This is a genomic window from Janthinobacterium sp. GW822-FHT07H10 (assembly GCF_058798675.1).
In genome coordinates, this window is record NZ_JBXAKS010000006.1 from 191,709 (window position 1) to 210,471 (window position 18,763).

Sequence of the window (18,763 nt, forward strand, 5' to 3'; positions counted from 1 at the left end):
GTAAGGTCTATGGGGCTGGCGCGATGAAGAAGTGCGCATACGGCACGTTCCACACGCTGTCGTGCGCCACCCTGTGGCCACGGTAGCCGTCTTCGCCATACGCGCTGCCGTGGTCCGAGCAGAGGATGGCGAACGTGGGCGCGCGCGCGGCGCAGGCGGCAAACAGCGGCGCCAGCGCGCCGTCCACATAGCGCAGGGCTGCTGCGTGGCTGTCCAGACTGTCGGCGCGGCAGCCGGGCAGGTAGGCGCGGTTCGGCGTGTGCAGGGCGGCCACGTTGATGAACAAAAAGGTGCGCTGTTCGCCGTCGGCCAGGCGTTCGATGGCCAGCGCCACCTGTTTTTGCGTCGAATGGCGGCTGGCCACGCCCATGCCGGCGCTCCAGTGGCTCTCCTGGAACAGCGACGGCAGCACCGTGCCCAGCGCCGTCTGCTTGTTGAAGAAACCGACGCCGCCAATGCAGATGGTGCGGTAGCCGCGCGCGGCCAGCGCGGCGGGAATGTCCGCCTCCGCGAAGGCGTAGGTGTGCTTCGAGGTCGTCTCGCTGCCGGCAAAGGCGGAGGCGAACAGGCGCGGATGGCGGCCGGGCGCGGCCGGCGTGGGCAAAAATCCCGCGAAGAAGGCCTGGTGCGCCGCATACGTAAAGGTGGCGGGCGAGTGGCGCCGTTCCCAGCCGCCCTGAGGCAGGAAGCGCCCCAGCACGGGCAATTCGCCCGCCTCATACAGCGCCTGCGCCACATCGTAGCGCAAGGTGTCGAGCGTGATGAAGACGATGTCGTGGCTGCCCACGACGCCGTGCATGTCGGGGATGATTGCTGTGTCGTTAAACATGTGTCAGTTGCGCCGCGTAAGTGTCCGCGCCTTGCCAGAGCAGGCCGGGCAGCAGGTCGCCGAAGGCGTTCGCCTCGAGCGCGTGGGCCTGGCCGTGGCGTACCACGAGGTCGTAGCCCGTGACGTGGCTGGCGGGGAAGGCGCGCGCGGCCAGGGCCGCGGTTTCCTCCAGCGCCGCCAGGTCGGCCGCGTCCAACAGGCCGGCGGCGTCGCCGCGCCGGTTGTCCAGGTGCAGATTGGTCATCATCCGGTCGCCGATGCGCGCCACGCGGTGCGCGGGCCGGCCGGCCACGGTGACGACGCGCAGGTCGTAATGGCTGTCGCCGCAGCGCGGCTTGTTCAGCCACGCTTCCGCGTACAGTTCTTGCTCGGCCAGCGCGTCGACGAGGGCCGCGATGTCGCGCTCCGTCTCGTAGCGCGCCATGCGCTTGACGTTGAACAAGCGGGTCCGGCCTTCCACCCGCGACAATGCCGCCGAGGTGGTGGCTTGCTGCCTGCCCGCGCGGTTCCGGCGATAGGCGACGACGCCCGACGCCGACGAGCCGTAGCGCGGTTTTAAATACACGCGGTCAAGGTCGTGTTCATGCAGCAGCGATTGCAAATGCGCGTAGCCTGCCACGGGGCCCAGCAAAGTCGGAATGGGCACGCCGTGCGCCGCCAGGTGGCGCTGGCAAGCCAGTTTGTCCGTCATGAGAATGATCTCGGCTGGCGCATTGTAGACCTGCACGTGCGGCAGGGCGGCCAGCTGCGCGGCCAGGGCCTGCATGGCGGCCGCGAAGCCGGCAAACCAGGCATCCATGGCCAGCAGCTCGCCATGGTCGGGCGCAGGCACGGGAGGGCGGCCCTGCAGCAGGCAGCCCGCATGCAGCAACAGCAGATGGGCGGCGGCATCGTCGCCGGGCGGCTCGATCTTCAAGCGACCGGGCTGGCGCAAGGACTCTTCCAGCAGCGCCGGTTGCGCCAGCCAGTCGCGCCATTCCAGCACCCGTGCCGGCGGCAGGCGCAGTTGCGCGCGCGCCGCCTGCATCAGGCGCACGCGCTTGCTGCCGGCCGTGGCCAGCAGGGTGAGTTGCGTATGCAAGGGATGAAACTCCGCTTATTGGCCCACGATTACTCGCCGACGGCCACGTAGCGGTAGGTTTCGCCGTCGTCTTCGTCCTCTTCCTGCGGGTCGTCCAGCACCACGTCGAATGGCAGCGCTTTCAGCTTGGCCTGGTTTTCCTCGGAAATGTAATGGTGCGACAGGTCCAGGCGCTTCAGCTTGCCCAGCTGCGTGTGATTGAGCACGGCCACGGCGCCCAGGTCGCCGATGGTGCCCAGCGACAGGTCCAGGGTGTCGAGCTGCGCCACCAGCGCTTCTTCCGCCAGCCAGACGGCCAGGTCGTCGGCGATTTCCGCGTCGCGCAGGCCCAGGTAGCGCAGGGTCGGCACGGTCAGTTGCGCCAACACCTTGCGGTACAGGTCGACGTCGCCCGAGAAGCCGTATTCTTCCGTGCCCAGCCACAGTTCCAGGTGCGCGAGCTGCGGCATGCTCGATTGCGCCAGCGCCTCGGCGATCTTTTGATCGAGGCCGCCCGATTCGATGGTCAGCTTGCGCAGGTGCTGGTGCGCGAACGGTTCGATGACCAGTTCATTGCCGCCGCGGATGCGCAATTCCTCCAGTTGCGGGAAGGCGTCCAGCAGGGGCTTGTAGCTGCCCTGGACGATCCACGAGATTTCGCATTCCTCGTACGTCATGTCGCCGATGAAAATGGCGCGCAACCTGGGCAGTTCGGCGGCGTGCGCGATCAGCGCGGCCATCACCTCGTCGGCGCCCGCTTCGTACGGGTCGCCCCACATGCCGATGATCAGTGCCTCGAGCGCGCCCTTGTCGGCCTTGTCGAGAAAGCCGGCGATCAGTTCCGCCATCTTGCGCTTGTCGTCGTATTCGAGCGACAGGCGGTAGACGATGCCTGGCGACGCGTCAAACGCCAGGTCCGGATCGTACTGAACGACTTTTTTGTTGTGGAAGGTGGTGGTGCTGTCGGAAATGGTCATCGCGCTGGGCTCCGTGTAAGCGGTGGATGCCTGGATGCCACGCGAGCGGCCGCGCCGTGACGCTGGGACGAGCCGGGATGTGCTGCGGCGCTCTGCGAAGACATCCAGGCCTGGAAATCTTGTTTATTCTAAAATCTTAGCATAGGCATCTATGCATATTGCGCACCGCAGGAGTGTGAACGTTGCCGTAGGGTATCGCGGCTTTTCCGTGTGCAGTCGAACCTGGATGAAAAACGGTCAGGGCAAGGCACGTGCCCGAAGACGGTACAGACAGTACGAAGAGTACACATAGTACGGCACGGCGAGGGTGTGCGGCGCAGCCATGGCCGCGCTTTCGCCTGCCTGTCCCATTCGCTTTCTAGCGGTGTATGACCACCAGTAAAGCCTTGCCCTCGGTCTTGCCCAGATTGCGGATGATATGCGGCTGGTCGGCCGGATAGCGCGCCGTGCCGCCGTTCTTGACCTTTTTCTTCGCCGCGCCCACTTCCAGCTCCAGGTTGCCATGGATCACCGTCAAATGCTCGGTGGTGCCCGGGTCGTGCGGCTGCGACGCCAGTTCGCCGCCTGGCGCCAGGGTCACTTCATACCATTCGTATTTGCCGGCCAGTTCCATCGGCCCCAGGATGCGCAGCACGTAGCCGGCATGGTCGCCGGGCAGGGTGGGGGTTTCGTGGGCGTCCGTGATACGGATGGTTTCCACGGCTTTTTCCGCGCTCGACAGCAATTCGCCGATCTGCACCCCCAGCGCATTGGCCAGGCGCCAGGTGATGGCGATGGTGGGATTGGCCTTTTCGCGCTCGATTTGCGACAGCATGGACTTCGAGACACCGGCAATGCGCGACAAATCCTCGAGTGTCAGGCCGCGCGCCAGGCGCAGGCGTTGCAGGGTAGCACCTACTTCAGGGGGAGAATTGGTCGAAACGCTGGTTTTCATCGGCAGGTGGCTTGCAAAGTTCAAAAGGCTTGGGTAATATCCACTATATTGAATTTCAGTTCGAAATAGTGGATTTTGAAGGAAATCACGGAAACGTGTAGACTTCAAACAGCGCTTCACGGTACAGCATACTGCGCGCACCGGTCAAGCGACGGCTTTTCCCTATGGCGGCAGAGGTCACACGGATACAACAAACACGCATACAACAGGGACACACAAGGATCATCATGAGCGAGCAAGCGAAGAACACCTTTTTCAGCGGTCTGCAACAGAACCTCGATCAACTGCGCCAGCAAGGCTTGTACAAGCCCGAGCGCGTGATCGCCTCGCGCCAGGGCGCCGAAGTGGTGTGCGACGATGGCCGTACCCTGATCAATATGTGTGCGAACAACTACCTGGGCCTGTCCGGCGACCTGCAGACGCAAGAGGCGTCCATCGCCGCCACGCAAAAATACGGCTACGGCCTGTCGTCCGTGCGCTTCATCTGCGGCACGCAAACCGTGCACAAGGAACTGGAACAGGCGATTTCCGCCTTTCTCGGCACCGAAGACACGATTTTGTACGCGGCGGCATTCGACGCCAACGGCGGCGTGTTCGAACCGCTGTTCGATGAAAACGACGCCATCATCTCGGACGCGCTGAACCACGCTTCCATCATCGACGGCATCCGCCTGTGCAAGGCTGGCCGCTACCGCTACGCCCACAACGACATGGCCGACCTGGAAGTGCAGCTGCAGGCGGCCATTGCCGCCGGCAAGCGCCACAAGGTCATCGTCACGGACGGCGTGTTCTCGATGGATGGCACGATCGCGCAACTGGACAAGATCTGCGACCTGGCCGACAAGTACGGCGCGCTGGTGATGATCGACGAATGCCACGCTTCCGGCTTCATGGGCGCGACGGGCCGCGGCACGCACGAACACCACAATGTGATGGGCCGCATCGACATCATCACGGGCACCCTGGGCAAGGCCCTGGGCGGCGCCATGGGCGGCTTTACGTCGGCGCGCAAGGAAGTCATCGATACCTTGCGCCAGAAATCGCGTCCCTACCTGTTCTCGAACACCCTGGCGCCATCGATCGCCGGCGCCTCGCTGTCGGTGCTCGAGCGCCTGGCCAAGTCGACGGAACTGCGCGACCGCCTGCATGAGAACACGGCGTTCTTCCGCAGCGAGATCGAGCGCATCGGCTTTACCATCAAGCCGGGCACGCATCCGGTGGTGCCGGTGATGCTGTTCGACGCTCCCGTGGCGCAGAAATTCGCCGCCCGCCTGTATGAACTGGGCGTGCTGGTGACGGGTTTCTTCTATCCGGTCGTGCCGATGGGCCAGGCCCGCGTGCGCGTGCAGCTGTCGGCCGCCCACACCCGCGAACAGCTGGTGAAAGTGCTGGCCGCCTTCGAGCAGGCCGGCAAGGAACTCGGTCTGCTGACCACCACTACTAATTAACAAGAACTCAGGACAAGAAGATGGAACGCATTTTAGTCATAGGCGCAAACGGCCAAATCGGTAGTGAACTGGTGGGCGCACTGGCGCTGCAGCACGGCGCGGACAACGTCATCGCCAGCGACATCGGCACCAACAATCTGTACCAGGCCAAGCGCTATGCGCAGTTGAATGTGCTGGACAAGGACGGCCTGGCGCAGATCATCGCCGACGAAAACATCACCCAGGTGTACCAGCTGGCGGCCATGCTGTCGGCCACGGGCGAGGCGGCGCCATTGAAGGCGTGGAGCTTGAACATGGATGGCTTGCTCAATATCCTGGAGCTGGCGCGCGAACGGGGCGAGGCGGGCAAACCCCTGCGCATCTTCTGGCCATCGTCGATCGCCGCCTTCGGCCCGAACACGCCGCAGGTCAACACGCCGCAAATGACGGTGATGGACCCGACGTCGATGTACGGCATCAGCAAGCTGGCCGGCGAGCGCCTGTGCGAGTATTACTTCAACAAGTATGGCGTGGACGTGCGCAGCATCCGCTACCCGGGCATCATCAGCTACAAGTCGCCTCCGGGCGGCGGCACCACCGATTACGCCATCGCCATCTTCCATGCGGCCTTGCGCGGCGAGCGCTATGACTGCTTCCTGGACGCGAACACCACCTTGCCGATGATTTACATGCCAGACGCCATCCGCGCCACCATCGAGCTGATGGACGCGCCGGCGGCGCGCATCAAGATCCGTTCGTCCTACAATGTGGCCGGCGTGTCGTTCAACCCCGAGCAGCTGGCCAAGGCCATCGTGCACATGGTCCCGGACTTCAAGATCAGCTACAAGCCGGACAGCCGCCAGGCCATCGCCGACAGCTGGCCGCAAAGCCTGGACGACAGCACGGCCGGCGCGGACTGGGGCTGGAAAGCGCAAATCGGCGTCGAGCAGATGGTCACCGACATGCTGGCCAATGTCGACGCCGGGCAGGCGGCCAAGGCAGCCTGAAGTCGTAGAACACAATATAAATAACTAAAACACAAGCAAAGAGACACTATATGGACATGAGCGTATTTGACCTGTTTAAGATCGGCATCGGGCCGTCGAGTTCCCACACGGTGGGGCCGATGGTGGCGGCGCGGCGTTTTCTGGTCGAATACGGTCCGCTGGACCAGGTAGTGGGCGTCGAAGCGGCCCTGTATGGCTCGCTGGCGCTGACGGGCGTGGGCCATGCCACGGACAAGGCGGTCATTCTCGGCCTGATGGGGGAAACGCCGCAGCACGTGGCGCCCGATGCCGTCGACAGCAAGCTGGCCGCCATCGAGGCGGCCGGTGAAATCGCGCTGCTGGGCACGCACGTGGTGCCGTTTACGGCGGCCACGGGCTTGATCTGGCACAAGAGCGAGTCGCTGCCCGAGCATCCGAACGGCATGTTGTTTACCTTGAAACTGGCGGACGGCAGCCGCGTCGACAAGGTGTATTACTCGATCGGCGGCGGTTTTATCCGCGAGGCCGGCGAAGCGCAGGCCGAAGCGGCAGTGGAGTCGGCCGCTTCCGCGCGCGTCGTCTTCCCCTTCGACACCATGGAGCAGCTGCTGGCGCATGGCGTGGAAAGCGGCCTGTCGATCCCCGAAATGCTGCGCGCGAACGAATGCGTCAAGCGCAGCGACGCGGAGCTCAATGAAGGCCTGGACCGCATCTGGCACGTCATGCGCGACTGCATCGCGCACGGCCTGGAAACGACGGGCAACCTGCCGGGCGGCTTGAACGTGAAGCGCCGCGCCGCCAAATTATGGCGGCTGGCACAGGACGCCAAGGCGTCGGACAACCGCGCCAACGACTTGCCGCACGACGCCGTGCACCTGGTCAGCCTGTACGCGATGGCCGTCAACGAGGAAAACGCGGCCGGCGGGCGTGTCGTCACGGCGCCGACCAACGGTGCCGCCGGCATCATCCCGGCCGTGCTGCGCTATTACGCGCAGGACTGCCGCCCCAGCGATCCGGTGGGCGGCGTGCGCCGCTTCATGCTGACGGCGGCCGCCATCGGCATGCTGTGCAAGCGCAATGCCTCGATTTCGGGCGCCGAAGTGGGCTGCCAGGGCGAAGTGGGCGTGGCGTGCGCCATGGCGGCGGCCGGCCTGGTGGCGGCACTGGGCGGCACGAATGAACAGATCGAGAACGCGGCCGAAATCGGCATCGAACACCACCTGGGCATGACGTGCGACCCGATCGGCGGCCTGGTGCAGATCCCGTGCATCGAGCGCAACGGCATGGGTGCCGTGAAAGCCATCACGGCCGCCTCGCTGGCGCTGAAGGGCGATGGCACGCATTTCGTCAGCCTCGACGAAGTCATCGAAACCATGCGCCAGACGGGCGCGGACATGCAGGACAAGTACAAGGAAACGTCGCTGGGCGGCCTGGCGGTCCACGTGATCACGGTGAACCACGCGGCTTGCTGATGTGTCGCTGGTAGTGTCGGATTACGCGCGGAGCGCTAATCCGACCTACGATACGCCACGGTGTACGTAGGTCGGCTTAGCCCGCAGGGCGTAAGCCGACATTGTCCATCGCGCCGCCGCGACGTCCCATGCGACTCTTTAACATCGCGTAAGCCGACATCACCACGGCAGCAAGCCATCACCCTCACTCCTCCTCGAACAGCTGCTCCAGCCTTCTTGGATAATTATTCAGGAAATCGCGCGTCACGGCGAAGTGCTCGGTGTCTTCGTATGCCACTTCGTGAATGCCGCCACCCGTAAACATCAGGATCTTCGCGTGCGGGTAGGCCAGCAGGACGGGCGAGTGGGTGGCGATGATCAGCTGCGAATCGTCCTGCACCAGCTGGTGGATCACCGATAAAGCCGCCAGCTGGCGGCTCGGCGACAGGGCCGCCTCCGGTTCGTCCAGCAGATACAGTCCCTTGCCCCGCAACTTGTTGATCAGGGTGGCCATGAAGGCTTCGCCGTGCGACTGCGCGTGCAGCGACTTGCCGCCGTAGCTGCCCAGGTATTCGGGCATGTCGTCCATATAGGTGGCGACATTGAAAAAGCTCTCGGCGCGCAGAAAATAGCTGTCGTCCGGTTTCTTGTAGCTCTTGCTCAGGCGCAGATGCGCGTGCAGGCCCGATTCCTGGTCCGATTCCTGCGCAATGCGCACGCTGCGCGTGCCGCCATCCTTGCCGAAGCCCAGCGCCACGGCCAGCGCTTCGAGCATGGTCGACTTGCCGCTGCCATTCTCGCCGACGAAAAATGTCACGTCGCGGTGGAAATCGATGTGCACGAAATCGCGGATGGCGGGGATGGTGAACGGATAGTGGTCCAGGTCGACGACGGCGTCAGGGCGCAGCGCGGCGCTTTGCAGGTACGGTTTTTTACTGATCGGCATGGCCGGTTTTCGATTCCATGGTTCTCGATTCCATCATTGGCACGGTACAGGGCAGAAAGCACAGTGTGGCGCAAATCGGCGCCGCGCGCCAGTGCGTACGCCGGCCATGTCCGCCTGGCTTGATCTCATGCCATTATGGCCTGTTTGATAATAGTCAGGCTCTCCAATTGTCACATCCTGACCTGGCCCGCGCCACGCGATTCGCCTTGGACGGCGGCTGGCACTATAATATCCGCTGCCATTCATGATCAACCGCTCTCAGCTCAACTGGACTCTTCAAATCTATGCATTACGTGTCTACCCGCGCTGATACAGCGCCATTGCAGTCGCAACAATCATCTTTGCAGCAATTCTCCGACATCCTCCTGGGCGGCCTGGCCCCCGATGGCGGACTGTATCTCCCTGAACACTACCCGCAAGTCACTGGTGCCGAGCTCAACGCCTGGCGCACATTGTCGTATGCCGACCTGGCCTACGAAATCCTGAAGAAGTTCGCCACCGATATCCCGGCCGCGGACCTGAAGGCACTGACGGCGAAAACCTATACCAAGGCAGTCTACAAGAACGCCCGCGCCGGCGAAAATGCGGCCGACATCACGCCGCTGCGCGTGCTCGAAGAAAACGTCGTCAAGGGCGGCCAGACCACCCTGATCCTGCAAGCGCTGTCGAACGGCCCGACCCTGGCCTTCAAGGACATGGCCATGCAACTGCTGGGCAACCTGTTCGAATACACGCTGGCCAAGCACGACGCCGAACTCAATATCTTCGGCGCCACCTCGGGCGACACGGGCAGCGCCGCCGAATACGCGATGCGCGGCAAGAAGGGCATCCGCGTCTTCATGCTGTCGCCGCACAAGAAAATGAGCGCCTTCCAGACGGCGCAGATGTTCAGCCTGCAAGACCCGAACATCTACAACATCGCCGTCGAAGGCGTGTTCGACGACTGCCAGGACATGGTGAAGGCCGTGTCGAACGATCTGCCGTTCAAGGCGAAGCAGAAGATCGGCACCGTCAACTCCATCAACTGGGCGCGCGTCGTGGCGCAGGTCGTGTACTACTTCCGCGGCTACCTGGCGGCCACCACCAGCAACGAACAGAAAGTGTCGTTCACGGTGCCATCGGGCAACTTCGGCAATATCTGCGCCGGCCATATCGCCCGCATGATGGGCTTGCCCATCTCGAAACTGGTGGCCGCCACCAATGAAAACGACGTGCTCGACGAATTCTTCCGCACGGGCGTGTACCGCGTGCGCAAGTCCGCCGAGACCTACCATACCAGCAGCCCGTCGATGGATATCTCGAAAGCCTCCAACTTCGAGCGTTTCGTCTACGACCTCGTGGGCCGCGACAGCGACCGCGTGCGCGCCCTGTTCACGAAAGTGGAAACGCATGGCGGCTTCGACTTGTCCGGCAAGCCTGGCAGCGACGGCGACGAATTCAAGCTGGTGGCCAACTACGGCTTCAAGTCGGGCAAGTCCACGCACCAGGACCGTCTCGACACCATCCGCGACGTCGCCGACGACTACGGCATCACCATCGACACGCACACGGCCGACGGCATCAAGGTGGCGCGCGAGCACCTGGAGCCCAACGTGCCGATGATCGTGCTGGAAACGGCGCTGGCGGCCAAGTTCAACGAAACCATCCTCGAAGCGCTGGGCGTGGACGCGGAGCGCCCGGCCGGCTTCGAGAACATCGAGGACTTGCCGCAAAAGTTCGTCGTGATGGGGACCGACGTGGAAAAAATGAAGGCGTACATCGCCGCCAACACGGGCTTGTGATGAGCGGGCCTGTGATGAGCGCTCCTACTGCAGAACGCAAGCCCATGCTGTCGGTGGCCGAGGCGCAAGCCTTCATGCTGGGCGCGGCGCGCCCCGTGACGCAGGTGGAGCAGGTCGACACCATGCGCGCCAACGGCCGCGTGCTGGCGGCGCAGCAGACCTCGACCCTGAACGTGCCCGAGCGCGACAACACGCAGATGGATGGCTATGCCGTGCGCGCGCAGGACTGCGCCAGCGGCGCGGCCAGCCTGCCCGTGTCGCAGCGCATCGCGGCCGGCCACGTGGGCCAGCCCCTGCAGCCGGGGACGGCGGCGCGCATCTTCACGGGCGCCCTGATCCCGGACGGCGCCGACTGCGTCGTGATGCAGGAACAGTGCACGGTGGCGGACGGCGTGGTGACGGTGAACCACGTGCCGCAGGCGGGCGAATGGGTGCGCCGCCAGGGCGAGGATATCCGCGCCGGCGGCGTGATCCTCGGCGCCGGCCGGCGCTTGCGCAGCCAGGAAATGGGCCTGGCCGCCTCGGTGGGCCTGGCGCAGCTGCCCGTGCTGCGCAAGCTGCGCGTGGCCGTGTTTTTCACCGGCGACGAACTGGCCATGCCCGGCGAGCCGCTGGCGCCGGGCGCCGTCTACAACTCGAACCGGTTTACCTTGCGCGGCCTGCTGGAAAACCTCGGCTGCGAGATCACGGACCTGGGCATCGTGCCCGACAGCCTGGAAGCGACGCGCGCCGTGCTGCGCCAGGCGGCCGAGGGCAATGATCTGATCATCACCTCGGGCGGCGTATCCGTGGGCGAGGAAGACCATATCAAGCCGGCCGTGGAAGCGGAAGGGCGGCTGAACATGTGGCAGATCGCCGTCAAGCCGGGCAAGCCGCTGGCCTTCGGCGAAGTGAAGGACGCGTTCTTTGTCGGCTTGCCCGGCAATCCCGTTTCCAGCTTCGTCACCTTCCTGCTGTTCGTGCGCCCCTTCATCCTGCGCCTGCAGGGGGTGGAAGGGAGCGTGGCGCCGCGCAGCTACCGCCTGCCGGCCAATTTCGAGCGCTTGAAGGCGGACAGGCGCAATGAATTCCTGCGCGCCAAAGTGACGGACGACGGCGCGCTGGAACTGTTCGCCAATCAGAGTTCGGGCGTGCTGACCTCCACCGTGTGGGGCGACGGCTTGATCGACTGCCCGCCGGGACTGTCGATCGCGCGCGGCGACATGCTGCGCTTTATCCCGTTTAACGAATTGCTGTACTAAGGAAGTCTTGATGAAGATCAATCTGCGATTTTTCGCCAGCGTGCGCGAGCTGGTGGGCACGGCCCAGGAAGTGCTGGTGGTGGAAGAGGGCGCCGCGCCGCTGCGTACCGTGGGCGACGTGCGCGCCCAGCTGATCGCCCGTGGCGGCAACTGGGAATATGCGCTGGCGCAGGCGCGTTCGCTGCGCATGGCGCACAACCAGGTGATGTGCGATGCCGATACGCCCGTATCGGATGGCGACGAGGTGGCGTTCTTCCCGCCCGTGACGGGCGGCTGATGCAGGCGCCTTGAAAGTGGCCGCTCCCTGGAGCGGCCATGGTCTTATGAGGCCTTGTTTTTCGGCTTGCCGCCCGTGGCGTCGCTGCACGTCGCACACGCGACGGCTTTCTTGTAGCGCCAGTACTTCGAACCGATGAAGATGGCCGACGCCACCAGCGACCAGGCCAGCGCGCTCAGGATATCGGCCTGGCTGGTTGTGCCCTTGCTGTACTCGACCACCATCAGGATGATGAATAAAATCGAGCTGGCCAGCAAATAGCGGGAAATCCAGAATCCTGCTCCCATGTGTTTCTCCTCTCGTGTCTCGTCGTCTGGTGATATGAAACTGCTGATCGTTGCAGCATGCGCTAGCAGTATGCCTCATTTTTGGGCGCGATCGTCATCGGGCAGCCTGAACACCGCCAATCTCGACTAAAATGCCGGGGTTTTCACCGTTTCCCAGCCTGCCATGTCCAACTCCAGCCTTCCTCCCTTCCACATCGCCATCATCGGCGGCGGTCCCGCCGGCCTGATGGCCGCCCAGGCGGCGTCCGAGCAGGGGGCCAGGGTGGAACTGTTCGACGCCATGCCGTCCGTCGGCCGCAAATTCCTGCTGGCAGGGCGCGGCGGCATGAACATCACGCATGCGGAAGGCTACCAGCCCTTCGTCTCGCGCTACGGCAGACAGGCGCAGCGCGTGAAACCGGCACTGGACCAGTTCGGCCCGCAAAAAGTGCGCGACTGGGTGCACGGCCTGGGCGTGGAGACCTTTGTCGGCTCGTCGAACCGCGTCTTCCCCACCGATATGAAGGCCGCGCCCCTGCTGCGCGCCTGGCTGCACCGCCTGCGCGAAGCGGGCGTGCAATTTCACATGCGCCACCGCTGGACTGGCTGGCAGGACGGCCAGCTGGCGTTTGCCACGCCGGACGGCGAGCGCCGTTTCGCCTTTGACGCCGTGATCCTGGCGCTCGGCGGCGGCAGCTGGGCGCGCCTGGGTTCGGACGGCGCCTGGGTGCCGCTGCTGCAAGGGCAGGGCGTGGCCGTGGCGCCTCTGGCGCCGGCCAATTGCGGCTTCGACGTGGACTGGAGCGGGCATTTCAGCAGCCGTCATGCGGGCGAACACCTGGCCACGGTGGCCGTCACGGCGCGCGACATCGATGGCTTGACGATCAAGCGCCAGGGGCAGTTCGTCATCACGGCGGGCGGCGTCGAGGGCAGCCTGATCTACGCGCTGTCGGCCGCCCTGCGCGAGCAGATCGCGGCCGAGGGCAGCACCACCATCTGGCTCGACCTGGTGCCCGACCACAGCCATGAGCGCGTGTTCGAGGAAGTGACGCGCCCGCGCGGCGCCCGTTCGATGTCCAGCCACCTGCAAAGCCGGCTGGGAATAAAGGGCGTGAAATCGGGCTTGCTGCGCGAATGCCTGAGCGCGGCCGACTTTGCCGACGAAGCCAGGTTGGCGGCCGCCATCAAACTGCTGCCCGTCACCTTGCGGCGCCCGCGCCCCATCGATGAAGCCATCAGCAGCGCCGGCGGCGTGGCATTCGACGGCGTGGATGGCAGCATGCTGCGCGCCATGCCGGGCGTGTTCGTGGCGGGGGAAATGCTGGACTGGGAAGCGCCGACGGGCGGCTACCTGCTGACGGCCTGCCTGGCGCAAGGCAAGGCGGCCGGCGAGCAGGCGGTGACGTGGCTGGAAGAGTGCCGCGCCCGAGGCGCGGCTGTCATCATCAATGCCAGATGATGTCGCCTGACCCGCTCTTTTGCGCATCGCGCTGGCGCGGGTTGCCGTAGACGTGGATGTCGCCGCTGCCGCGCAGGCTCAGGTTGGCGGCGTCGCGCACGAAGATCGTGCTCTGGCCCGAGCCTTGCAGGCTGACGCTGGCCTTGTCGGCGGCCAGGTGCTCGGCGTCGATATCGCCCGAGCCGCTCAGGTCGGCGCGCAGGAACTTGGTATTGCCGCTGGCGGCGATGCGCCCCGAACCCACCATTTCCAGCACCACGCTGTCGCTGTTGCCGCCATTGATATCGAGGTCGCCGCTGCCGTTGACGGTCGCTTGCACCTGCTTGTAGCGGCCCGTGAAGCTGACGTCGCCCGAACCCGTTAATTCCAGGATGAAACTGTCGCCGGAAAAGCCCGTGATCCGGCTGTCGCCGTTGCCGTGCACTTCCACGCGGACGAGGGCCGGCAGCACCAGTTCCACCTGCAGCGGCTGGCGATGGTGGAACAGCATGCCTTTCGGGCCGATATGCAGGGTCGTGCCGTCGGCCGTCGTGTCGACATTCGACAGCAGGCGCTGCTCGCCGCTCACCTTCAGCGATGGCGTGGCGCCGCGGCGCAGCACGAGGTCAATGGGGCCCGCCAGGTCGATGCTGGTGATATCGGCGGGGATGGGGCGCGTTTCGCTGCGCACGGCGCGGCCGGCGGCGCTGCTGGGGCTGCTGATGCCCTTGGCGCGCAGCGCCGCATACGACATGGCGATCAGGACCAGGGCCAGCAGGAACATGCTCAGACCGACTTTGAGTAAGCGTTTCATGACAGCCTTTCTTAGTGACCTTTGAGCAGGGAAATATTCATGGCGATATAGCGTTTGAGGCCGATCAAGGTATAGCGCGTTACTACCAGACTGAGCAGGAAGATGACTATGCCGCCGAGCAACATGCCAACGCCGAATACGGTTTGCGTGGTGCGCGCATCGCGGTCCATGTCGGTCGAGATGCGGATGCCGCTGCCGGCCAGCGCTTCGGCCCGCTCCATCATGCGCGACGAGGTATTCTGCGCCTCGGTCTCGCCCGGCTCGCGCTGCACGGGACCGGGCACGTGGTCCACCTCGATGCCCGTGTCGCCGATGATGATGCGCGTCTCGCGCCTGTCGTCGCCGTTGTCGCCATCGTCGTCGTGGATGAAGATGTGGCGCAGCGGGCCGTCGAGCACCAGTTCGTTGGCGCCCGACAAGCCGCTGGCCGTGATGGCGATGCCGGCCAGGTAAAAGCTCAGGCCGACGGCATACAGGGTGGCCAGCAGGGCCGCGTAGACGGCGGCGGGCACCACCATGAACAGGTTGAAGATGGCCAGGCCGATCAGCGAGATGAGCAGGCGCAGCAGGTTGACGGGCGTCTTCTTCTGTTCGAAGGCCTGGCGGTGGGTGCTGGTGCGCAAGGTCAGGGCGATCTTCTTCGGATCGCCGAGGTCGTCGGCGATTTCCTGCTCGCTGCGGCCGGCCGCCGCGCCTTCGATGAAGGTCTGTTCGTAATAGTCGAGCGTCTTGGCCACCAGGTCCGGTGGCAAGCCTGCCAGTGCGCGCCGCAGCGCCTCGAGATAATCTTGTTTATTCATGGTTGTCATGTCCGTTGCGTGGCGCGTATCAGCCGAGTGCCGGCAGCAGCATGCTTGCCTGGCTCAGCGGCAGCGGTGCTGCTTGCGCCTGTTGTACTTGCTGTCCGTCCATGACGAGCAGCATGGCCAGCACCACGCCCGCCAGCAGCGCCACGGCTTTCAAGCTGGTTTTCAAGTGCAGGGTGGTGTGCATGGTCTTCCTCGTGGCATGGTGGTTGGCTATGGTCGGACTGTACCCAAGCGCACGCGGGTGCACCAGCGCGGTGCGACAGAATGCAATTTCACGGGGTCCAGCGACACCAGGGAGGGATGCACCGTCAAGTCTACTTTGGCGTCCGCTCCGTCTGGCTGCCGGCGCGGACGGCCAGCGCCGCCGCCACGCCGCTGCGCACGGCCGCTTCGATGGTGGCCGGATAGTCCTGCGTCCGGTCGTCATTGGCCGTGTAATCGCCGGCCAGCACCAGGCCCGGCAGGCCGCTGGCGTTGCCGGGACGCGCCAGGTCCGGCGTGCAGGCAAAGGTGGCGCGCTTTTCCGTGATCAGCTGGCTCCACAGCGGCTGCGCCAGCGCCGGACGCTGCAGCACCTGCGCCAGCTGGGCGGCGACGGCTTGCGCCAACGGCGCATGGCCTTGCTCTGCGGCATCGCCTGAAGCGCTGATGACGACGGCCAGCATGCCCGCCTGGCTGGCGTCGAGCTGGCCCCGGTCGAAGACGAACTGGCCCCAGTGCTGGCTGTCCGGCGCATCGACGAGCGCGTAAAACGGCAAGTCCAGGCGCACGCCGGCGTCGTACTGCAGGTAGCAGGTGCTGATGGCTTCCGGCGTGAAGGCTTGCATCTGGCTAATTACGCTGTCCAGGCGCGCATCGTGCACGCCTTGCAGCAGGGCGGCCGCCTGTACCGACGAGGTGGCGACGATGACGCCGTCGAAGCTGGCCGCCTCGTCGAGTTGCCAGCGGCCGTCGGGCAGCGCTTGTATGGCGTCCACCTTGGCGCCCAGCTTGACGGTGCCGCCATGCCGTTCCACGTAGCGGGCGGCCGCGTCGGGCAGCACGGCGCTCAGATCCGCCTTCGGGATCAGCATGTCGGAGGCGCTGCGGCGGCGCGCGCCCAGGCTGTCGCGCAGCACGTTGATGAAGACGCGGGCCGAGGCCCGCCCGGGCGGGGTATTCAGCGCGGCCAGGCACAGCGGGTGCCACATCAGCCGGCACAAGGTGTCCGTCTGGTCGAAGCGCTGCAGCAGTTCGCTGACCGTGCAATCGTTATACAGTTGCCAGCCCATCCAGCGCATGGCGGTGGAAAAGCGCATCAGCGACAGCTTGTCGGCGCGCTGCAAGCCCTTGGCGCGCAGCAAGGCCCACGCCAGGTGCAGCGGCGCGGGCAGGCGCGGCGCGATGAAATCCATGCCGCCCGCGCCGGGCGGATAGCGCATCTGCAGGGGCAGGGTGAGGATCAGTTCGCGTGGATCCTGGCCCGCCAGCTTGATCAGGCGCAAGGTTTCCGTGTAGGCACCGAGCAGGATGTGCTGGCCATTGTCGAGTACGGCATTGTCCTTCTCGACGCGGCGCGCGCGGCCGCCCAGCGTGCGGGCCGCTTCGAACACGGTGACGGCATGGCCGGCGCGCGCCAGTTCCATGGCGGCCGCGCAACCAGCCCAGCCGCCGCCGATGACGGCGTAGCGTTGCTTCACGCTATGCTCAGCCACGGACCCAGGTCTTCCAGGCCAGCCACAGTTTGCGGATCGGCGTGAGCGAGATGCGCTGTTTCAACACGTGATAACCGTCGCGCTCGACTTCATTGAGCAGGGTGCGGTAGATGGCGGCCATGATCAGGCCCGGGCGCTGGGCGCGGCGGTCTTCGGCCGGCAGCAGCGCGAACGCCTCGTCATACGCTTTCTGCGCGCGTGCCACCTGGAAACGCATGAGGTTTTCAAAGTTGTCGCTGTGGCGCGCGTTCAGCAGGTCGGCCGCCGTCACGTTAAATTGCTGCAACTCGCTGATCGGCAAATAGATGCGCCCCTTGCGCGCATCTTCGCCCACGTCGCGGATGATGTTGGTCAACTGGAAGGCGTGGCCCAGTTTTTCCGCATACAGCAGGGTTTCCGGGCGGGTCGCGCCAAAGATGCTGGCCGACAAGATGCCGACCACGCTGGCTACGTGCCAGCAATAGCGGCTCATGGCCTGGTAGTCGAGGTAGCGGGTCTGGTTCAAATCCATTTCCATGCCGTCGATGATGGCCTGCAAATGCTTTTCTTCCAGCGTGTAGATGGCCAGGTGCGGCTGCAGCGCGCGCATCACGGGATGCGTCGGGTTGCCCTCGTACATGGCCTTGACTTCCTTGCGCCACCAGACCAGCTTGGTGCGTGCCACGGCTTCGTCCGTGCATTCATCGACCGTGTCGTCGACTTCGCGGCAGAAGGCGTACAGGGCCGTGATGGCCTTGCGGCGTTCGGCCGGCAGGAACAGGAAGCTGTAGTAGAAGCTGGAGCCGCTCTGGGCGGCCTTTTGTTGGCAGTATTCGTCGGGAGACATAGTCAAAAGAGCAAGGGTTGCAGATCGAAGCCGCTATTCTATCGTCTTACAGAGTGGGCGACGGGGGAAAAGCCGTTTTTACTTGCGTCTCTTGACGCAGGCTTTTGCGCGACATGCGCAAGGCGCGCCAGAAGATGATCAGCCAGTCGCGCTTCTCCAGCTTCGGCCGGCGCCGGAAGACGTCGTAATTGACGGCCTCGATGCACTCGAGGATGCGCAAGCCGCCTTGGACCACGAGGCGCAATTCCCAGCCGATGCGCCCGCGCAGGCGCAGGGCCAGCGGCGCGCCGGACAGCATCAGGGCCCGCGTGCGCGCCACTTCAAAGCGCATCAGGGCGCTCCACTTGCCGTGCGCCTCGGGGCGCTCGAAGGCGGCCGGCGAGACGGCGAAGCGGGTCAGATCTTCCATCGGCAGGTAGATGCGCTCCTTTTGCTGGTCGATGGCAACGTCTTGCAAGAAATTAATTAGTTGCAAAGCTGAACATATCGCGTCGGAATCGCGTACATTCTCTTCATCGGCCGCCCCATAAAGGTGCAACATCAACAGGCCGACGGGATTGGCGGAGCGGGCGCAATAGTCGAGGACATCCTCGTAGCTGGCGTAGCGCGTCGTTTCCACATCCTGTTTGAAGGCCGACAATAAATCGTAAAACGGTTTCATTGGCAGCTGGAATTTGGCGATGATGGTGGCCAGGCGCTCGAAGATGGCCGCGCTCTCGCCCGTATGGCTTTCCTGGCGCTCGATCCGGGCCAGCGCCGCTACATAGGCGTGCAGGGCGTCCAGGCGCTCGGCCGGCGTGGCGTCGCCCTCATCGGCCAGGTCGTCGGCGCTGCGGGCGAAGGCATAGATGGCTTCGACGGCGGGCACCAGGCGGCGCGGCAGTAAAAATGATGCTACAGGAAAATTTTCGTAATGATCTACAGGCATGAACACACTTCTCTAGTCTTGCAGTGATGTCGAACGCCGTCCAAACCCGCGGTTTTGCCGGACGTTGTACATCTCAAGA

19 protein-coding genes are annotated in these 18,763 nt (G+C 64.6%); 7 read left to right on the forward strand and 12 right to left on the reverse strand.

Annotation, left to right across the window (positions count from 1 at the left end; all coding sequences use genetic code 11):
- Nucleotides 1-7 precede the first annotated feature (7 nt).
- From AC1RDJ_RS15950 to AC1RDJ_RS15965, 4 genes are all read right to left on the reverse strand, one after another.
- Nucleotides 8-829 carry an STM4013/SEN3800 family hydrolase gene (locus AC1RDJ_RS15950; protein WP_493028052.1) on the reverse strand — a complete coding sequence of 274 codons (822 nt, stop codon included), beginning with the start codon at nucleotides 827-829 and terminating at the stop codon, nucleotides 8-10.
- A complete protein-coding gene (locus tag AC1RDJ_RS15955; protein WP_493028053.1) occupies nucleotides 822-1,910 on the reverse strand; it encodes an STM4014 family protein in 1,089 nt (362 codons plus the stop codon). Before AC1RDJ_RS15955 ends, AC1RDJ_RS15950 begins: the two co-directional genes overlap by 8 nt.
- 29 nt (nucleotides 1,911-1,939) lie before the next feature.
- Nucleotides 1,940-2,866 carry an STM4015 family protein gene (locus AC1RDJ_RS15960; RefSeq protein WP_493028054.1) on the reverse strand — a complete coding sequence of 309 codons (927 nt, stop codon included), beginning with the start codon at nucleotides 2,864-2,866 and terminating at the stop codon, nucleotides 1,940-1,942.
- A 358-nt stretch (nucleotides 2,867-3,224) separates the two neighbouring features.
- Nucleotides 3,225-3,800: a helix-turn-helix domain-containing protein gene (locus AC1RDJ_RS15965; RefSeq protein WP_071323776.1), complete on the reverse strand. Its 576-nt coding sequence runs from the start codon at nucleotides 3,798-3,800 to the stop codon at nucleotides 3,225-3,227.
- A gap of 227 nt (nucleotides 3,801-4,027) precedes the next feature.
- On the opposite strand from AC1RDJ_RS15965, the gene kbl reads away from it, so the two are divergent.
- Genes kbl through AC1RDJ_RS15980 form a run of 3 tightly spaced genes read left to right on the forward strand, consistent with a single transcriptional unit; the run spans nucleotide 4,028 to nucleotide 7,685 of the window.
- Nucleotides 4,028-5,248: a glycine C-acetyltransferase gene (gene kbl, locus AC1RDJ_RS15970; protein WP_071323775.1), complete on the forward strand. Its 1,221-nt coding sequence runs from the start codon at nucleotides 4,028-4,030 to the stop codon at nucleotides 5,246-5,248.
- Nucleotides 5,249-5,268: 20 nt separating this feature from the next.
- On the forward strand, nucleotides 5,269-6,234 hold the full coding sequence (locus AC1RDJ_RS15975; protein WP_071323774.1) for an NAD-dependent epimerase/dehydratase family protein: 966 nt from the start codon (nucleotides 5,269-5,271) through the stop codon (nucleotides 6,232-6,234).
- Nucleotides 6,235-6,284: 50 nt separating this feature from the next.
- Nucleotides 6,285-7,685 (forward strand): L-serine ammonia-lyase, encoded by a 1,401-nt coding sequence (locus AC1RDJ_RS15980; protein WP_071323773.1) that lies wholly within the window; start codon nucleotides 6,285-6,287, stop codon nucleotides 7,683-7,685.
- Nucleotides 7,686-7,869: 184 nt separating this feature from the next.
- Here the strand turns inward: AC1RDJ_RS15980 and AC1RDJ_RS15985 are convergent, their stop codons facing one another.
- A complete protein-coding gene (locus AC1RDJ_RS15985; RefSeq protein ID WP_493028055.1) occupies nucleotides 7,870-8,610 on the reverse strand; it encodes an AAA family ATPase in 741 nt (246 codons plus the stop codon).
- Between the two features lie 284 nt (nucleotides 8,611-8,894).
- Between AC1RDJ_RS15985 and thrC the strand changes: the two genes are divergently transcribed.
- Genes thrC through moaD form a run of 3 tightly spaced genes read left to right on the forward strand, consistent with a single transcriptional unit; the run spans nucleotide 8,895 to nucleotide 11,909 of the window.
- Complete coding sequence (thrC, locus tag AC1RDJ_RS15990) at nucleotides 8,895-10,391, forward strand: threonine synthase (protein WP_493028056.1); 1,497 nt, start codon at nucleotides 8,895-8,897, stop codon at nucleotides 10,389-10,391.
- Between the two features lie 14 nt (nucleotides 10,392-10,405).
- Complete coding sequence (locus AC1RDJ_RS15995; RefSeq protein ID WP_493028057.1) at nucleotides 10,406-11,632, forward strand: molybdopterin molybdotransferase MoeA; 1,227 nt, start codon at nucleotides 10,406-10,408, stop codon at nucleotides 11,630-11,632.
- A 10-nt stretch (nucleotides 11,633-11,642) separates the two neighbouring features.
- The gene (gene moaD, locus AC1RDJ_RS16000; protein WP_289886857.1) at nucleotides 11,643-11,909 is read left to right on the forward strand and encodes a molybdopterin converting factor subunit 1; all 267 of its coding nucleotides are present in this window, start codon (nucleotides 11,643-11,645) and stop codon (nucleotides 11,907-11,909) included.
- A 44-nt stretch (nucleotides 11,910-11,953) separates the two neighbouring features.
- Here moaD and AC1RDJ_RS16005 read toward each other — a convergent pair whose 3' ends face one another.
- Nucleotides 11,954-12,196, reverse strand: a complete 243-nt coding sequence (locus tag AC1RDJ_RS16005) for a hypothetical protein (protein ID WP_071323768.1) — start codon at nucleotides 12,194-12,196, stop codon at nucleotides 11,954-11,956.
- Between the two features lie 163 nt (nucleotides 12,197-12,359).
- On the opposite strand from AC1RDJ_RS16005, the gene AC1RDJ_RS16010 reads away from it, so the two are divergent.
- Nucleotides 12,360-13,634 (forward strand): TIGR03862 family flavoprotein, encoded by a 1,275-nt coding sequence (locus AC1RDJ_RS16010; protein ID WP_493028058.1) that lies wholly within the window; start codon nucleotides 12,360-12,362, stop codon nucleotides 13,632-13,634.
- On the opposite strand, the gene AC1RDJ_RS16015 is transcribed toward AC1RDJ_RS16010, so the two are convergent.
- The 6 genes from AC1RDJ_RS16015 to hpnC all read right to left on the reverse strand — a co-directional run bounded on the left by AC1RDJ_RS16015 (nucleotide 13,621) and on the right by hpnC (nucleotide 18,684).
- Nucleotides 13,621-14,427, reverse strand: coding sequence for a head GIN domain-containing protein (locus AC1RDJ_RS16015; protein WP_071323766.1), 807 nt, complete (start codon nucleotides 14,425-14,427; stop codon nucleotides 13,621-13,623). The two genes, AC1RDJ_RS16010 and AC1RDJ_RS16015, sit on opposite strands and share 14 nt — an antisense overlap.
- Nucleotides 14,428-14,438: 11 nt before the next feature.
- Nucleotides 14,439-15,227 (reverse strand): DUF1700 domain-containing protein, encoded by a 789-nt coding sequence (locus tag AC1RDJ_RS16020; protein WP_493028059.1) that lies wholly within the window; start codon nucleotides 15,225-15,227, stop codon nucleotides 14,439-14,441.
- 28 nt (nucleotides 15,228-15,255) lie between these two features.
- The gene (locus AC1RDJ_RS16025) at nucleotides 15,256-15,420 is read right to left on the reverse strand and encodes a hypothetical protein (RefSeq protein ID WP_156894820.1); all 165 of its coding nucleotides are present in this window, start codon (nucleotides 15,418-15,420) and stop codon (nucleotides 15,256-15,258) included.
- A 130-nt stretch (nucleotides 15,421-15,550) separates the two neighbouring features.
- The gene (gene hpnE, locus AC1RDJ_RS16030; RefSeq protein WP_493028060.1) at nucleotides 15,551-16,915 is read right to left on the reverse strand and encodes a hydroxysqualene dehydroxylase HpnE; all 1,365 of its coding nucleotides are present in this window, start codon (nucleotides 16,913-16,915) and stop codon (nucleotides 15,551-15,553) included.
- A gap of 7 nt (nucleotides 16,916-16,922) precedes the next feature.
- On the reverse strand, nucleotides 16,923-17,756 hold the full coding sequence (gene hpnD / locus AC1RDJ_RS16035; RefSeq protein WP_071323763.1) for a presqualene diphosphate synthase HpnD: 834 nt from the start codon (nucleotides 17,754-17,756) through the stop codon (nucleotides 16,923-16,925).
- A 46-nt stretch (nucleotides 17,757-17,802) separates the two neighbouring features.
- Nucleotides 17,803-18,684 carry a squalene synthase HpnC gene (gene hpnC, locus AC1RDJ_RS16040; protein ID WP_289886853.1) on the reverse strand — a complete coding sequence of 294 codons (882 nt, stop codon included), beginning with the start codon at nucleotides 18,682-18,684 and terminating at the stop codon, nucleotides 17,803-17,805.
- Nucleotides 18,685-18,763: the final 79 nt, after the last annotated feature.

Excerpts from the sequence above, each read along its gene's own strand:
- hpnD (WP_071323763.1), bottom strand. The coding sequence starts at position 17,756 with ATGTCTCCCGACGAATACTGCCAACAAAAGGCCGCCCAGAGCGGCTCC.
- AC1RDJ_RS15950 (WP_493028052.1), bottom strand. The coding sequence starts at position 829 with ATGTTTAACGACACAGCAATCATCCCCGACATGCACGGCGTCGTGGGC.
- AC1RDJ_RS15960 (WP_493028054.1), bottom strand. The coding sequence starts at position 2,866 with ATGACCATTTCCGACAGCACCACCACCTTCCACAACAAAAAAGTCGTT.
- AC1RDJ_RS16025 (WP_156894820.1), bottom strand. The coding sequence starts at position 15,420 with ATGCACACCACCCTGCACTTGAAAACCAGCTTGAAAGCCGTGGCGCTG.
- AC1RDJ_RS15985 (WP_493028055.1), bottom strand. The coding sequence starts at position 8,610 with ATGCCGATCAGTAAAAAACCGTACCTGCAAAGCGCCGCGCTGCGCCCT.
- AC1RDJ_RS15965 (WP_071323776.1), bottom strand. The coding sequence starts at position 3,800 with ATGAAAACCAGCGTTTCGACCAATTCTCCCCCTGAAGTAGGTGCTACC.
- AC1RDJ_RS16010 (WP_493028058.1), top strand. The coding sequence starts at position 12,360 with ATGTCCAACTCCAGCCTTCCTCCCTTCCACATCGCCATCATCGGCGGC.
- moaD (WP_289886857.1), top strand. The coding sequence starts at position 11,643 with ATGAAGATCAATCTGCGATTTTTCGCCAGCGTGCGCGAGCTGGTGGGC.
- AC1RDJ_RS15995 (WP_493028057.1), top strand. The coding sequence starts at position 10,406 with ATGAGCGCTCCTACTGCAGAACGCAAGCCCATGCTGTCGGTGGCCGAG.
- AC1RDJ_RS16005 (WP_071323768.1), bottom strand. The coding sequence starts at position 12,196 with ATGGGAGCAGGATTCTGGATTTCCCGCTATTTGCTGGCCAGCTCGATT.
- AC1RDJ_RS15980 (WP_071323773.1), top strand. The coding sequence starts at position 6,285 with ATGGACATGAGCGTATTTGACCTGTTTAAGATCGGCATCGGGCCGTCG.
- AC1RDJ_RS16015 (WP_071323766.1), bottom strand. The coding sequence starts at position 14,427 with ATGAAACGCTTACTCAAAGTCGGTCTGAGCATGTTCCTGCTGGCCCTG.
- thrC (WP_493028056.1), top strand. The coding sequence starts at position 8,895 with ATGCATTACGTGTCTACCCGCGCTGATACAGCGCCATTGCAGTCGCAA.
- AC1RDJ_RS15975 (WP_071323774.1), top strand. The coding sequence starts at position 5,269 with ATGGAACGCATTTTAGTCATAGGCGCAAACGGCCAAATCGGTAGTGAA.
- kbl (WP_071323775.1), top strand. The coding sequence starts at position 4,028 with ATGAGCGAGCAAGCGAAGAACACCTTTTTCAGCGGTCTGCAACAGAAC.
- hpnC (WP_289886853.1), bottom strand. The coding sequence starts at position 18,684 with ATGCCTGTAGATCATTACGAAAATTTTCCTGTAGCATCATTTTTACTG.
- AC1RDJ_RS16020 (WP_493028059.1), bottom strand. The coding sequence starts at position 15,227 with ATGAATAAACAAGATTATCTCGAGGCGCTGCGGCGCGCACTGGCAGGC.